Below are 15,214 nucleotides of genomic sequence, written 5' to 3'. Positions count from 1 at the left end.
TGGGGAACCACTCGGGAGGGCGCCACATCGAGCGGATCCACTCCCGATAGGCTTCGCCTCCGCTCTGCGACTCATACCAGAGCGCCTCCGAGTAGCGCGCGAATCCCTCGTTCAGCCACATGTGTTCCCATGAGGCGAGGGTCACCATGTTGCCCCACCACTGGTGAGCCAGCTCGTGCGCTACCACCCAGTCGTTTGCGTCGGTCCCATCCACCAGGTATTCCCCGTAGGAGGTGAGGGTCTGGTTTTCCATCGCCCCGCCCCACGAGAACTCCGCCATCCCGTACTTCTCTCCATGGAACGGGTAGGGGCCGAAGCGCTCTTCGAAGGCGGCGAGCATGAGGGGGATCCTGCCCCAGGATCGCTCCGCGGCCTCGCGGTGCTCCGGGTAAGGGAGGTAGAGGAGGGGAAGGGTCCGGCCATCGGCGGAGCGGTAGGTGTCGGTGAAGGGCTCGTAGTTCGTGCACGCCACGCTGATGAGGTAGGGAGCGATCGGATAATCCTCGCGCCAGGTCATTATGCGGCGACCCTCCACCGCGTCGTCGGCCTCATCGGAGACGAGGAGACCGTTCGATCCCGCATAGAGGGTGTCGGGCACGGTCAGGACGATCTCCGCGGTCACTTTGTCGTCGGGAACGTCCTTGCAGGGCCACCAGCTCGAGGCCGAAGAGGGCTCGCTCAGGGTGTAGGCGGCCGGCACGCCGTCGCGGCTCTGGAAGGAGAAGCCGAGCAGTCCGTCGCGCGGGGGACGCCCCGCGTAGGAGATCCGTACCTCCTCGCGCGCGCCCGGCGGGAGGGGAGGGTCCATCTCGATCAGGAGCTTGCGTCCCTCATGCCGGAAGAGGGCCTCGCGCCCCCCGAGACGGACGCGCAGGACGTGGAGCGAGTCGGTGAAGTCGAGATCGAGCGTCTCGAGGAGGCGCGTGGCGGCGATCGCGTGGCGGACCTCCCCGCGCAGGCGGCGTGCGCCGAAATCGAGCACAAGCTCGAGGCGCACGTGCTCGCAGTCGTAACCGCGATCGTCGCGGCCTTTCGCGACGACCTGGATCGGTGGATCTGTCTTCCCCGGCGGAAGCGGACTCGCATCAGGCAGTCCGCCTTGGTGAGGCGCCGATCCTCCCTCCGCCGCGGGAAAGAGCATGAGAATGGCACAGAGCGCGCCGCGGAGATGATCTCCCGCGCCGAGGCCGGTCGTCTTTCGGCCCCGCCGGAGGATCATCGCTGTTCCTCCCCGGCGATCAGGTTGGCGATGCGGGCCGCTTCGATTCCCCTGAACCCGAGGAGCCTCTCGATCGTGCGGCCGATCTCGCTATTCGGCGTGGAGGCTCCGGCGGTGAGTCCAACCAGAATGGGACCCGGCGGCAGCCACCCGCCCTCGACAACGGGGTCCGGATCCCCGAGCGGCTTGTGCCGGATCCAGCGCCCGGAGATCAGGTCGCGGCTGCTCTGCACGTGGTAGGTACTCGCCCTTCCCCGGCCGATCTCGACAAGGTGGGCCGTGTTGCTGCTGTTGAATCCGCCGATCACCAGCAGCAGATCGGGGCTCTCCTGGAGCAGCTCTTCGACCGCGTCCTGGCGATCCTGCGTCGCGCTGCAGATCGTCTCGAAGCTCGCGAATCTCTCGGCCGCGCCGTCCTCGCCGTGGCGCGCCTCGAAGCTCGCGCGCAGCGCCTCCGCGATTCGCAGCGACTCAGAGGAGAGCATCGTGGTCTGGTTCGCGAGCCCGATTCGTTCGAGATGGCGTCGTGGATCGAACCCTGGGGACGTCGCGCTCCTGAGATCCGAGAGGAGACCATCGAGGTCCGCTCGACCCTCGATGAATGCGCAGATCCGACGCGCCTGATCCAGATCGCGGACAACGACGTACTCCCCGCCGTGAAGGAGGACCTGCGAACAGGTGGCCCTGGTCTCTTCATGCTCCACCTTTCCGTGGATGATGGAGGTGCGATCCTGGCGGGCGTAGCGCGCGACGGCCTTCCAGACATTGAGAACCGAGCCGCAGGTCGTGTCGACCAGGATCGCTCCAAGCTCCCGCAGTCGCCGCAGCTCCTCCTGCTCGATTCCGAAGGCGGGAATCAGGGCGACATCCTCGCGCCTGAGCCCGGCGAACCGATCCCCGGGCGATCCCGGCGGCGGCAGGCGCCGGATCCCCATCTCCTGCAGGCGTTGATTGACCCACGGATTGTGGATGATCTCCCCGGTGATGAAGATCCGCTTGTCCGGGAATCGCAGACGAGCCTCGTACGCGTACTCCACCGCGCGATCCACGCCGTAACAGAATCCGAACTCCCTCGCGAGGACCACCGTCGTGTCATCGCACTTGAGGCGGCGTCCGTGGGTGCGGAGGTAGTCGACCAGGGCGCTCCTGTAATCGTGCTCGAGCGCGGGGAGGATCTCGCCCCGCATCCCCAGCCCCTTTCGATAGTAGTTCGACCCGCCCTCGCTCATCGCCTCGCAGCTCCTACCTCGATTCTACCCGTTTCCGGCCGGGATTCGGATCGCTGATTGTCGTCCGGCCTCGCCGAACGGCGGCCCTTCGCGACGCGGGACCCGCGCGACGCCGGATGCCGGGCCGGGCGATCTCAGGCTATGCTCGGCTCGGATGCGCGACTCGGGAGGGGAGGGACTTGTGGATCGTTACCGCGATGCGAATCGGGAGCTGTGGAATCTCTGGACCGGGCTTCACGAGACGTCTCCTCAGTACGACCTGCGGGGGTTCAGGGAGGGGAAGTGCGCGCTCAAGCCGATCGAGCTGGTCGAGCTCGGGGATGTCCGGGGCAGATCGCTCCTTCACCTGCAATGCCACTTCGGTCTCGATACCCTCTCATGGGCGCGGAGGGGCGCAGCCGTGACCGGAGTCGACTTCTCGGACGCCTCGGTGCGCCTCGCGCGCTCGATCGCGGAGGAGACGGCGATCCGGGCGGAGTTTCTCTGTTGCGATCTCTACGATCTCCCTCGCTGCCTGGATCGATCGTTCGACATCGTCTTCACGTCGTACGGCGTTCTCGCGTGGCTTCCGGATCTCGATGGGTGGGCGCGGGTCGTTGAGAGGTTCCTCAATCCAGGCGGGATCTTCTACATCGTTGAGATCCATCCCTTCTCGTACGTGTTCGACAACGGCCCCGGGGCGACGGACCTGCGGGTCACAGTGCCCTACTTCCGCAGCGGTGACCCGCTGCGCTTCGAGGAACAGGGATCCTACGCCGCGCCGGACGCCCCGGTCCGCTCGATCAGCTACGAGTGGCCCTATCCTCTGGGGAATGTCCTGACGGCGCTCATCGGCGCGGGGCTTCGGATCGAGTACGTGCGCGAGTATCCGTACACGGTCTACCCCGCTCTTCCGTTTCTCAGGAGGGGAGACGATGGGCTCTGGAGGTTCCCCGACGGCATGATCCCGATCCCGCTCCTGTTCTCGCTGAAGGCAAGAAAGGAGCCTCCCCGGCAGGGCTGATCCCAGGACTTCCGGGCGGCGCCGGATGCCGAGCCGGGCGGTTTGACGGTTCGGCCCGTTCCGTATATCCTCTGCGGAACCGTGCATGGGTGTTAGGGGAAGGCGCGCAAGCGCCGGGGAGGATGAGATGAGCGTACGGATCGGGGATGGCAGGCTCACCTGCGAGGATGTCCACCGGGTCGCGCGGAAGGGGGAGCAGGTCGAGCTGACGGAGTCGGCGCTGAAGCGGATCGCCCACTGCCGGGAGTTCGTCGAGAGACAGGTCCGGGAGCGCGCCGTGATGTACGGGATCACGACCGGCATCGGCGAGCTCTCCGAGACGATCCTAGATCCGGATCAGACCGAGCGCTTCCAGCGTTTCCTCGTCTACAGCCATGCCGCGGGGTACGGAGAGCCCCTCCAGGGCGCCGACGCGCGTTCGGCGATCATCTCGAGGATGTCGGTCCTGAGCCAGGGACATTCCGGCATCCGTCCCGTTCTCGTCGAACACATGCGCGAGATGCTCAATCGCGGCGTCACCCCGGTCATGTGCGAGAAGGGGTCGGTCGGCGCTTGCGGCGACCTGTCTCCGATGTCTCAGTTCGCCCTCGTCCTCATCGGGGAGGGGGAGGCGTTCCACAAGGGGGAGCGGCTGCCCGCGAGCGAGGCGATGAAGCGGGCCGGCATCCCGCTTCTCCAGTTCGAGGCGCGCGACGGCCTGGCCTCGATCAACGGGAGCAACTGCATCAGCGGGATGGGCGCGCTCGAGATCGTCGACGCTCTCCAGTGGCTGCGGCAGCACGACATCGCGGCTGCGATGACGCTCGAAGTCGTCAATGCGAACATGGCCGCCTACGACCCGCGGATCCACAAGGTGCGCGGCTTCCCCGGCGCGCAGGAATGCGCGGCGAGCGTGCGGCAGATCGTCGACGGGAGCGTGATGCTGCAGCAGAAGGGGAAGAAGGTGCAGGACGCCTATTCCCTGCGCAGCACGCCGCAGGTCGCCGGAGCCGCGCGCGACGCGCTGAAGTACGCTCGGTCCCAGATCGAGATCGAGCTCAACGGCGTGGGGGACAACCCGATCTTCCTCCCGGACGATGACGGCGGCACCTACCTGACGGGCGCGAACTTCCAGGGCACTCCGATGGCCTTCGGGCTCGAGCTCCTCGGGACGGCGATCACCACCGTCGCCGTCCTCTCAGAGCGCAGGCTGAATCGCCTCCTGAACCGGAACCTGAGCTGCGGGCTTCCCGCCTTTCTCACCAAGGGGGCGGGGATGTTCTCAGGGATGATGCTCGCCCAGTACACCGCCGGGGCGCTCTGCTGCGAGAGTCGCATCCTCTCCCATCCCGCGGCGACCGGTTCGATTCCCGCCGCGGCGGACCAGGAGGACTTCGTCTCGATGGGGATGACGACGACCCTCAAGATGAAGCAGATCCAGAAGAACGCCCAGGCGGTCCTCGGGATCGAGCTCATGGCGGCCGCCCAGGCATTCGACTTCCGCAGGCCGCTGAAGGCGGGGAAGGGGTCCGAGGCCGCCTACGAGGTGATTCGCAAGCATGTCGCCTATCTCGACGAGGACCGGCCGCTCCACGGGGATATCAACGCGATGGCGGCGCTCGTCGAATCGGGAGAGATCCTCGAAGCGGTCGAGCGGGCGGTGGGCAAGCTCCCCTAGCCGGGGGCGTGCCCGAGGTTCGCGCGAAGGATGAGGGAAGCCGAGATAGCAGGCGGCTTCCGTAGCGGTTATGCTGCGCTCGTCGGCCGGCCGAACTCCGGCAAGTCGACCCTCTTGAACCGCCTCGTCCAGCACAGGCTCGCCATCGTGAGCCCGCGGCCGCAGACTACCCGCAGGCGCACCCTGGGAATCGTCCAGGCCCCCGGCCATCAGATGATCCTGCTCGACACGCCGGGGATCATCGACCCCGCCTACCCCCTACAGCAGGCCCTGATGCGGACAGTGACCGACGTCCTCGGCGACTCCGACATCGCGGTGCTCCTTCTCGACGCGGCCCGGGAGGGAGCAGAGCCCCCCGAGATTCCCGAGTGCGTCCGCTCCTTCGCCGGGACGAGGATCGCCGTTCTCAACAAGATCGACCTCCTCAGGCGCCGCGAGGAGATGATCCCTCTTCTCCAGTCGATCGCCGACTCCGGCCTCTTCGCGGAGGTGGTTCCGGTGTCGGCTCTGACGGGGGAGAGGATCGAGAACCTGGTCTCCGTCCTGGTGGCCCACCTCCCCGAAGGCCCTCCCTTCTATCCCCCGGAGCAACTCGCCGAGCAGCCCGAGCGCTTCTTCGCGGGGGAGCTGATCCGCGAGCAGGTCTTCCTCCGCTTCCGCGAAGAGGTTCCCTACTCCGTCGAGGTCGTGATCGATGACTTCAAGGAGCGCGCGGGTGCAAGGGACTATATCTGCGCGACGCTCCTGGTCGAGCACGAGTCGCAGAAGGGGATCCTGATCGGGCGCGGCGGGCAGGCGATACGCTCGCTGGGCGAGGCGTCCCGCCTGGCGATCGAGGATTTCCTCGGCAGACCGGTCTACCTTGAGCTTCGCGTGAAGGTGGCTCCGAAGTGGCGCAGCGACGAGGCGGCCCTGCGTCGTCTCGGATACCGCCCTTGAGTCCGGGACTGTCGGCGGCGTCGCTTCCGCTCGGAGAGATCGCGGCCCTGGGAGCCGCGGCGCTCTGGGCCGTATCGACAATCATCTGGACGCGCCAGATGGAAGTCAGCTGGCCGCAAGCGATGAACCTCTTCAAGACCGGCCTCTGCCTGCCGCTCTTCATCGTCACGCTTCTCGCGACGGGAGCGGGGCGGTCGTTCCTCGAGATCGGCGCCCCCGCGATCGGGATCCTCCTCGTGAGCGGCATCATCGGGATGTCTTTGGGAGACACGGCCTACTTCTCGGCGCTGACGCGGATCGGCGCGAGGCGCACGATGCTGATCCAGTGTCTCGCTCCCTTGTTCGCCGCGCTCCTGTCGGCGGCCCTCGGCGAGCCCCTTCCGGGCGCGATCGCCGCATCGGGCGTTCTCCTGGTCCTCCTGGGATTGATCCTCGTCCTACGGGAGCGCCCCGTGGGGGTGATCCACCCCAGTCGCGCGCGAAGCGGGATCCTCCTCGCCATGACGGCCGCTCTCTGCCAGGCCCTCGGCATCGTTCTCACCAAGAAGGGGCTCGCCCATGCGACGGTCCTTCAAGCGAGCACGATCCGGATCGCCGGCGGGGTGATGGGGATCCTGCTGCTGGAGCTCTTGCACGGCCAGCTCACGGCGACTGTCCGGCACGCGCTGCGTCCCCCCTCCCTTGGACGGATCGTGCCGGCAGCGCTGATGGGGAGCTTCCTGGGCTTCTTCCTCTTTCAGGAAGCGGTGCGGCACACGGAGCCGGCGGTCGCCGCGGCGCTGACAGGGACCTCGCCGCTCTTCGTGGCCCCCTTGAGCGTTCTCTTCCTCGGAGAGATGATGCGCGCCGGAGGCTGGGTCGGGACTATCCTCGCGGTCGCGGGCGTCGTGGTCGCGATGCTCGGATGATCCCCCCGGCCGCGTGACGATGGGACAGGAGGCGCGCTTGAACGATCATCCTCTCTGGACGACCGACCCGGCCGTGCGGCAGGCCTATTCCGAGGACGCGTCCGGACTGATCGGCCTGCCTGACGCGGTCGCGCGACCGAAGGAGGAGAAGGAGATCGTGGAGATCATCCGCGCCTGCGCGGCGAGGAAGATCCCCGTGACCCCGCAGGGAAGCCGGTCGAGCACGGTGGCGGGCCCCCTCGCTTTCGGGGGGCTCGCGCTCAGCCTGGAGGGGATGGACCGGGTGATCGACCTGGACCTCGTCCACCGACTGGCGATCGTCGAGCCTGGCGTGAACCTCGGCGAGTTCAAGAGGTCACTCGCGGGGACCGGGCTCTTCTACGCGCCCGATCCGACGAGCGAGGACGAGAGCACCGTCGGCGGCAGCATCGCCGCGAACGCGAGCGGCGCGAGATCGTATCGCTACGGCTCGACGCGCGGGCACATCCGCGCGCTCCGGGTCGTTCTGGGCGATGGGTCGGTCACCGAGGTGACCCGGAGCAGGGCAAGCAAGAACACGGCGGGCTACTTCGGTTTCCAGGATCCCGTCGATCTCCTCGTGGGAAGCGAAGGGACGCTTGGGATCGTTACGCGCGCGACGCTCGATCTTCTTCCCGCCCCGCCGGGATTCCTCGCGGCGATGGGGTTTTTCCCATCGCTCGCTGAGGCCCTCGGCTTTGCGCTTGCCGCGGACGAGTCGCGTCGCGCGGGACGACTCCGACCGCGCTGCCTCGAGCTATTCGATGAGGGTTCCCTCGATCTCATCCGGCCAGTCGAGACCGGGATCAAGATCCCCGAGGGGACGAGGGCCGCCATCTTCTTCGAGCAGGAGTATGCGGGGGAGGATGACGACGGAGGCATGGAAGACTGGTACGGCCTCCTCGAAGCGTCGGGGGCGTACGCCGACGCGACCGTCGTCGCGGCCAACGAGGAGCGCCAGACGGAGCTCCGCAAGCTGCGGCACGCCATTCCCGCGGGCATGAACGAGAAGGGGCAGGCCGCGCGCGACATGGGGGGGCGCAAGCTCTCGACGGACTGGGCCGTTCCGCTGGACGAGCTTCCGCGGATGATCGAGGAGGCGAGCCGGATCGTCCGCGACACATTCGGCGGCTTCTTCATTCGCTATGGCCACATCGGCAACGGGCACCCCCACTTCAATCTCCTCGCCGAGGACGCGGCGGCCCTCGAGAGGGCGCGAGAGGCGACCCACCGAATGGCGCTTCTCGCCGTCGAGCGGGGAGGGACGGTCACCGCGGAACACGGCGTCGGGAAGGTCAAGCGGGAGTACTTGAAGTACCAGTACCCGGCCTGGGTCGTGGAGGCGATGCGCGCCGTGAAGCGGAGGCTCGATCCCGCGGGAGTCCTCGCGCCGGGGAACATCTTCGAATAGCGGATCGGGGCGCGCGGCGTCGCCTTCCGGGGGCGGCCTGTCCCGCAGCGCGACGCCAGAGCGAGCGCGGCACCACGGCGATCGCCCGCAGCGCGAACCGATTCCGCGCGAGCAGTCGCGCGAAGGGATAGGCCGCCCCCGGTACCAACGAGCCGTCGCGCTTCGGGACAGGCCGGCCCCGGGGGCAACACTCTGGAGCATGAAAGAGCGCCCGGGGTTGACCCCGGGCGCTCGATGCAGTGGCGCTCTCTCTCGGGCTACTTCGTGAAGAGAACCTTGCGTGTGAAGGTCTGCCCCTGCGCCTCGAAGCGAACGAAGTAGAGCCCCGAGGAGACCGCGTGTCCGTCGTTCGACTTGCCGTCCCAGCCGATGGCGTGGAGGCCGGCCACGGCGTCGCCCTCGTGCAGCGTCCGGACGAGTCGACCGTTCACGTCGTGTATGGACAGCTTCGCGCTCCCGGCCAGCGGGAGGTCGAAACGGACCGTCGTCTGCGCGCTGAACGGGTTCGGGGTCGGCGTCCGCAGGCCGAGAACCCTCTGGCCGCCCAGCTCCTCGACCCTGGCAAGGGGTCCGATGTGGAAGTCGTTGTAGATGTTCTCTGCGCCCCGCGGCGTCGCGCCGCGCCAGGTGGCCGCGTTGTCGGCGATGATGTAGTAGCTGATGTCGCAGTCGCCGCCCTCGTCCGGGATCCCGCCTCCCCACTCGTTCGGGTTTCCGGTTGGGGCGAGGACGACCTCGTGGTCGAACGGGCCGCCGAGGCCGATCCCGTACTTCACCTTGACGGAGCCGTCGACGATCGCGCTCGTCGAGGAGATCGTCACGGTGACGGGATAGGGGCCGGAGGCCGTCTGGTCCCCGAGCGGAGTGTGCGTGAGGACCGGCACGTCGAACTGCGACGCGGTCAGGAACTGGCGGAGGACGAAGTAGTAGTCGAGGGTGCCGGCGTGGAGACCTCCGTAGAGATCCTTGTCGGCCTGCATCATGTAGGCGGCCGCCTGGCGCATTCCATCGCTCGTCTTGACGCCGTAGTAGCCCTTCAGTTGGACCTTGTCGGTCACCGTCTTGCCCAGCTCAGCGAAGATCAGCCACCAGCAGGAAGCCCAGATCGTGCCGTCATGGTAGATGTCGCCGTTGATGTTGTTGTAGCCCTGTGTGGAAGTCAGGACGCGCCCGCCCCAGAACGGGTTGTGCCCGTCCCAGTTGAAGACCCATTCGGAGCGGTAAGCGGAGATGCTCCTCGAATAGCTGGCGGCCCAGTAGTCTCCGAACCCTTCGCCCATCGAGCGCTGCTCGGTCGTCGAGCCCCATCCCGGCTTGATCGAGTTGTGGATGGCGTGTCCGTACTCGTGGAGGATGACGTCGGCATCCTCTGCGTCATCGACGCCGCCTTCTCCCCATGCGATCTTGTTGGTGCTCGGGACGTAGTAGCTGTTGTCGGCGCCGCTGCAGCCGTGCGGATCCACGCGGATCGGCGCCGCCTGGATGAGCGTGAATCCGAGCGACCTCATGTAGCGCTGGTTGTTGTCGATGTGGTAGTAGGCCATCACGTCCTCGAATCCCTGCGCGTTTCGCGTGTAGACGAAGCCGTTGGGATCGGGGTTCGTCACGGGGGCGAACGTCGGAGGATCCCAGTCCTCCAGATAGCACCAAGGGCCGCGGAGGTGATAGACGCCGCCGCTGAGCGTCAGCTCGGGGAGGGTCACCAGAACACGCTCCGCGGTGAGGACCGCGTGGTCGGCATCGTTGTTGTCGACGTAGCTGCCGCCATAGGCCACCCCGGCGGTCGTCAAGGGATCGGGCGCGAAGACGTACCCGCTTCCATCGGTGTAGCAGATCCGGTCGTTGAGCCGGAGGATCGTCCCGCTCAGCGCGTCGACGAAGACCTCCCAGTCGCCCAGAGGCTCTCGGACGGGGAGGTGGACGCGCCAGGCCAGGCTGGCCGGCATCCCGACCCGATCGCCCTCTCGCAGGATCCAGAGCTCCGAGGCCGGCGCCTCGCCGAGCCACTGGGGCTCGCCTGCCACTCCGACGGCCGCGAGCGCGAGCTCTCTCGCGCGGGAGGCGTCGAGCGCGGGGGCGGTCGCCGGCGCGGAGTGGGCGAGGATCGGGTCGTAGCTGGACGACACGGCCCGGACATAGCGGCCCGCCTCATCGAGCGTGACCATCACGTCGGCGCCCCAGACGGGAACCGAGCCGACTGTCTGATGGAAGTAGACGTGCTGGCCGCCCGGCGAGGGCTTCACATACTCCGCAACGAGGTCGTTGCCCATCCGGCTGAGGCCGAAGGAGCTGGCGCGCTCGGCCAGGTACGACCGCGCGGCCTGCTCGGGGCTTCCCGGATAGGGCCCCTCATTCTGCGCGATGAGAATCGCGATCGCGCCGCTCGTGCGGTTGACGAGACCGTTGGCGATCGGATCGACCAGATCCGACTGGTCCTCCATGGCCGGGGCGATGACCGCCGGCGCGCTCCTGGTGACTTCGGGAGCCTTCAGCGCGAGGGCGCCGGAGCTCGCGATAGCGATCAGAAGGATGAGAATGCCTGTCCTTCTAGCATGAGGGGCCATTGCTTCCTCCACGTGTCCGATGCATGAAGCCGACCGATGTCTGCTCCGGCCGCCTGAGCGGGCAGAGACATAGTTACATCCATTTTACCCCGGATCCCCGCTCTTCCCAAGTCCATAGCGAAGCCTCGGGACGCCCCCCTTCGTCTCCGGGCCGCCGAAGGGCCTGGCAACACGGTGAGGCAAGGGCGAGAATCGCGGGGCAGGGTCGATTGGCGCGATCGCGGGAGGATGAAGGACGTTGCAAGCGATGGACATGCCCGGCCTCGAGGCGGGGCTCCGCGCCCTGGACGGGAGGCCCTATCCCGCCTACCGCGACCTCCGTGGCCGCTACGCCATGGGCGTCGCGACGCTCGATATCCTGCATGTCCAGCCAGATCCATTCGCGCCGGCGTCGCGTCTGCGGGTCGTGGTTCCCCTGGAGGGAACGGGCCTGAGCGGAGAGCCTCTGTCCCCGGCGAGCAGGCTCGCCAGCGAGGACTTTCTCGCGAGGGGGGTGGAGAGCTGGCTGAGGGAGCGTCCCGAAGTCGGCTCGATCGTGAGGATCGATCCGTCGGTCCAGCAGATGCTCCGGAGATCGGCGCTGACCATCGACGGAGGTCGGCTGTCGCTTCTGCTCGACGCCCAGCTACCCGCCCGCGGAAGGAGGATCGAAGGCCCTCGCGCGGCGGAGGCGCTCGCCCGCGGTCTCCCGCGCATGATCCGGGAGACGCTCCTCGCGGGGTCGTACGACGCCTCGGCCTTGCGCGCCCACCGCGCCGCGTCGGAGGATCACGCCTCCTTGCTCGGCATCGTCGAGGAACGCGGATGGGTCGCCTTCCTCGCCGATGGATCCAGGCTCGCGCGTCGTTCGGGTGAGGAGGACACGCCTCTTGAAGCGGGGGCCGTTCCTCTCATCGCGCCTGAGGAGCTCGCGGCCGAGATCGTCCTGCCGCACGCCGGTCGCACGCGCGGCACGGCCATTCGTCGCGGTGTGACCCTTCTATGCGGAGGGGGATTCCACGGCAAGTCGACGCTCCTGCGGGCGCTGGCGGTGGGGATCTACCCGCACATCCCGGGCGACGGCAGGGAGAGGATCGCCGCCGACCCGACGGCCTGCATGGTCCGGGCGGAGGACGGGCGGGCGGTCACGGGCGTCGACCTGCGTCCCTTCCTGCGATGCCTTCCCGATGGCTCGGATCCCGCGGCCTTCACGACGCGGAACGCCAGCGGGGCGACCTCGCAGGCGGCGGCCATCATCGAGGCGATCGGGTCGGGTTGTCGTACGCTCCTCATCGATGAGGACACATCCGCGACCAACTTCCTCCTGCGAGACCCATGGATGGGGCGGCTGCTCCGGCCGGAGCAGGAGCCGATCATCCCGCTTCTCTCGCGACTTCGAGAGATCCACGAACGGCTCGGCGTCTCGACCGTCCTTGTGGTCGGCGGCAGCGGCGAGGCGTTCAGGGTCGCGGACCGCGCGATCGTGATGGACGCCTACCGGCCGCGCGACGCGTCGGCCCGCGTGGCGGAACTGCGCGGGGAGATGGGCCAGGGAGAGGCGCCGCCTGAGACATCCTGGCCATCGCGACACCGGACGCTGCTTCTCAGGGCGACGGGTCCGGAGGATCGGCGGGTCCGGTCTCTGGGGCCCCGCAGGGTTACTTGCGGCCGGAGCGAAATCGACCTGTCCGCGAGCCATGCCCTGGTCCATGCTTCCCAGGGAAGGACGTTGGCGATGATCCTTGAGAGCTGGATCGCGGAAGGCCCCCGGGAAATCCGTCTCCCGGAGGGCGCGGTCCAGGCCGCGGAACGGATCGCCCGGGAAGGTCCGGGCGCCTTCTCGAGACATCAACGCGGCGATCTCGCGGAGGTGCGGGCGCAGGAGATCGCAATGATGGCGAACCGCATGCGCATCACGAAGGTCGATGGATGAGGGATTGGAGTAGCGTGGTCGGGAACTTCGGGACGCCCGCGGGGGTAAGGCTCCGCGTGCAGCACCCGCTTCTCGACATGGAGCCCCAGAATCGACGGAGGAAGCGCCGGCGGCGCCCCGCTCCGCTCACTGCCGGTGGGACATCCTGGACGGCCGATCGGCTGGCTGCCGCTCGGAGGCTCCGGATCTCGGCGGCGGTCGCCATGGTGATCCACCTGGTCGCGTTTGTCGGCTTCGCGATCGCCCTGCGTCCTCGGCCCCGGCCGCCGATTCGGATGGAAGGAATCCCCGTGCAGCTGGTGAGCCTGACGCAGCCGCCGCCGCTCCGAGCGCAGGTCAAGGCCGAGAAGCTGAGCCTCAAGGTTCTGGAGAGCGAGGGGGACAAGAAGAAGCAGGTCCCTGCGATCCGCCCCTCGGGCGAGAAGGGCGGGCAACCGGTCCCCGTCAAGAAACCCAAGAAGGAGCCGCCCAAGAAGGTCGTGCAGCAGCCTGCCGCGCGGGACACGACGCGCGACGCCGCGAAGGGGCTCCGGAGCGAGTACGCGTTCTCCGGAGGCGCGGAGGGGGCTCTCGAGATCGGCGCGATCGGTGAGCTGTCCGCCTACGCCTACTACCTGCAGGCGGTGAGGGACAAGATCGCCACCTGCTGGGCGCCCCCATCGGGGCTCTCGACTCGCAACCGGGAGGTGTCGGCGATGGTGAGCTTCCAGATCGATCGCCGTGGCAACATCGGGACGAGCTACGTCGAGGAGCCATCCGGCACGGGCGTGTTCGACGCGGCGGCCCTTCGGGCCGTGGTGATGGCCAATCCCCTGCCGCCGCTCCCGCAGGACTTCCCGGGCGACTGGGTAGGGATTCATCTGAGGTTCGTCTATGAGAACTAGGAGTCGCGCCGCGCGCATCGCTCTTCGGGGGGCGGCGATCGCCGCCGCGCTCTTCCTCTGGTCCGCCTGCTTCGTCGGGCGCGTCCTCGCGCAGGACGAATTCCAGCTCGAGATCCGGACCGGGACGCTCACGCGCATCCCGATCCACATCGAGTCCTTCCTGTACGAGAGCGGCACATCCCCGATCCGCTTCGAGCTCGGCGAGACCCCCGAGGACCTCCTCGAGCGCGACCTGACCTACTCTTCGTTCTTCCGCGTGAGCCGCGGCCCGATGGCGCTCCCCGGACCGGGCCTGCAGGATCCTCTCCTCCCGGCGGGAGTTCGATCGATCGCCTCGGCGACGATCAGGCTCTCCTGGGGAAGGATCCTCCTCACCGGCAATCTGAGGGATGGAACGTCAGGGACCCGCATCTTCACGAAGGACTACGCCCTCGGCGACACGGCCGATAGGTGGGCCGTGCACGCCTTCGCCGACGACATCGTCCTCTACATGACAGGGGAGCGGGGAGTCGCGCAGACGCGGATCGCCTTCGTGCGAGAGCATGGAACGACGCGAGAGATCCATCTGATCGACTACGACGGCGTGGGAGAGGAACAGCTCACCAAGCTGTCGACCCTCGTCCTCTCCCCGGACTGGGCTCCGGGAGGGGACCGGCTGGCCTTCACGAGCTTCGGAGGCGGCGAAGCGGCCGTCGTCGGTCTCGGATTGCGCGACGGGAAGTACTGGCGGGTCTCTCCCGGCGGGGGGATGTCCGCGTCGGCCTCCTGGTCCCCCGACGGAAAGCGGATCGCTTTCACGCGAAGCATGGACGGCAACAGCGAGATCTTCATCGCCGACTCCGATGGCGGATCCCCGGCCCGCCTGACTTTCAGCCCGTCGATCGACACTTCGCCGTGCTTCAGTCCCGACGGAGGCCAGATCGCCTTCACGAGCGACCGCTCCGGAAACCCGCAGGTGTACGTGATGGACCGCGGGGGCGGAAACGTCCGCCGCATCTCGTTCGTGGGGAAGCAGAGCGACAGCCCCGACTGGTCCCCGAAGGGGGATCGGATCGCCTACGTCTGCCTCCTCGACGGAGTCTTCGACATCTGCACGATGAGGGTCGACGGGAGCGGCGTGCAGCGGCTCACCTCGAACGAGGGGATGCACGAGAATCCGCGATGGGCCGCGGACGGCCGGCACCTCGTCTACTCGAAGCTTCAGGGAGGCGAGCGGCGCATCCACGTCATGGCGTCAGACGGTTCCGGCAAACGCGTGTTGACGGGCGGGAGAGGAGGCCAATACAATCCGGCGTGGTCTCCCGCCCTCAGTCTGCAGTCCGTCCGCGGACTGGGGAGACCGTAGGTCACAGTACGAAGAAAAGGAGGACTTCGTGAGCCGCTCAGCCAATCCGCTCGCCCGGTTCCTGACCGTCGCGCTCGTCGCGTCGCTCGCCCTCGCGGTGGGTTGCGCGAAGAAGCCCCGGCCCA

11 protein-coding genes are annotated in these 15,214 nt (G+C 67.8%); 8 read left to right on the top strand and 3 right to left on the bottom strand.

Annotation, left to right across the window (positions count from 1 at the left end; translation table 11 throughout):
• Positions 1-1,219 (bottom strand): M1 family metallopeptidase (locus FJY88_06850; protein MBM3287054.1); only part of this gene is annotated, 1,219 nt, incomplete at its 3' end.
• Positions 1,216-2,448 (bottom strand): 4-hydroxy-3-methylbut-2-enyl diphosphate reductase, encoded by a 1,233-nt coding sequence (locus FJY88_06845; protein ID MBM3287053.1) that lies wholly within the window; start codon positions 2,446-2,448, stop codon positions 1,216-1,218. The genes FJY88_06845 and FJY88_06850, both read right to left, overlap by 4 nt.
• Before the next feature lie 181 nt (positions 2,449-2,629).
• On the opposite strand from FJY88_06845, the gene FJY88_06840 reads away from it, so the two are divergent.
• The 5 genes from FJY88_06840 to FJY88_06820 all read left to right on the top strand — a co-directional run bounded on the left by FJY88_06840 (position 2,630) and on the right by FJY88_06820 (position 8,384).
• Positions 2,630-3,451, top strand: coding sequence for a class I SAM-dependent methyltransferase (locus FJY88_06840; GenBank protein ID MBM3287052.1), 822 nt, complete (start codon positions 2,630-2,632; stop codon positions 3,449-3,451).
• 127 nt (positions 3,452-3,578) lie between these two features.
• Positions 3,579-5,108 (top strand): histidine ammonia-lyase, encoded by a 1,530-nt coding sequence (locus FJY88_06835; protein ID MBM3287051.1) that lies wholly within the window; start codon positions 3,579-3,581, stop codon positions 5,106-5,108.
• Between the two features lie 30 nt (positions 5,109-5,138).
• Positions 5,139-6,047 carry a GTPase Era gene (locus tag FJY88_06830; GenBank protein ID MBM3287050.1) on the top strand — a complete coding sequence of 303 codons (909 nt, stop codon included), beginning with the start codon at positions 5,139-5,141 and terminating at the stop codon, positions 6,045-6,047.
• Entirely contained in the window at positions 5,999-6,955 is a 957-nt protein-coding gene (locus tag FJY88_06825) for a DMT family transporter (GenBank protein ID MBM3287049.1), read from the top strand. The genes FJY88_06830 and FJY88_06825 overlap by 49 nt, the downstream gene beginning before the upstream one ends.
• 13 nt (positions 6,956-6,968) lie before the next feature.
• Positions 6,969-8,384: an FAD-binding oxidoreductase gene (locus FJY88_06820; protein ID MBM3287048.1), complete on the top strand. Its 1,416-nt coding sequence runs from the start codon at positions 6,969-6,971 to the stop codon at positions 8,382-8,384.
• A 257-nt stretch (positions 8,385-8,641) separates the two neighbouring features.
• On the opposite strand, the gene FJY88_06815 is transcribed toward FJY88_06820, so the two are convergent.
• Positions 8,642-10,948, bottom strand: coding sequence for a T9SS type A sorting domain-containing protein (locus FJY88_06815; protein MBM3287047.1), 2,307 nt, complete (start codon positions 10,946-10,948; stop codon positions 8,642-8,644).
• Between the two features lie 238 nt (positions 10,949-11,186).
• Here FJY88_06815 and FJY88_06810 point away from each other — a divergent pair, with 238 nt between their 5' ends.
• From FJY88_06810 to FJY88_06800, 3 genes are read left to right on the top strand one after another with little or no spacing between them, the layout of a single operon-like run.
• Positions 11,187-12,860 (top strand): hypothetical protein, encoded by a 1,674-nt coding sequence (locus tag FJY88_06810; GenBank protein MBM3287046.1) that lies wholly within the window; start codon positions 11,187-11,189, stop codon positions 12,858-12,860.
• Positions 12,857-13,744, top strand: a complete 888-nt coding sequence (locus FJY88_06805) for a TonB C-terminal domain-containing protein (GenBank protein ID MBM3287045.1) — start codon at positions 12,857-12,859, stop codon at positions 13,742-13,744. The genes FJY88_06810 and FJY88_06805 overlap by 4 nt, the downstream gene beginning before the upstream one ends.
• Positions 13,734-15,089, top strand: a complete 1,356-nt coding sequence (locus tag FJY88_06800; protein ID MBM3287044.1) for a Tol-Pal system beta propeller repeat protein TolB — start codon at positions 13,734-13,736, stop codon at positions 15,087-15,089. The genes FJY88_06805 and FJY88_06800 overlap by 11 nt, the downstream gene beginning before the upstream one ends.
• Positions 15,090-15,214 lie beyond the last annotated feature (125 nt).

The organism is Candidatus Eisenbacteria bacterium, assembly GCA_016867495.1.
In the GTDB taxonomy this organism is placed as follows: Bacteria; Eisenbacteria; RBG-16-71-46; order CAIMUX01; family VGJL01; genus VGJL01.
This window is presented reverse-complemented; position numbering and strand designations above follow the sequence as displayed.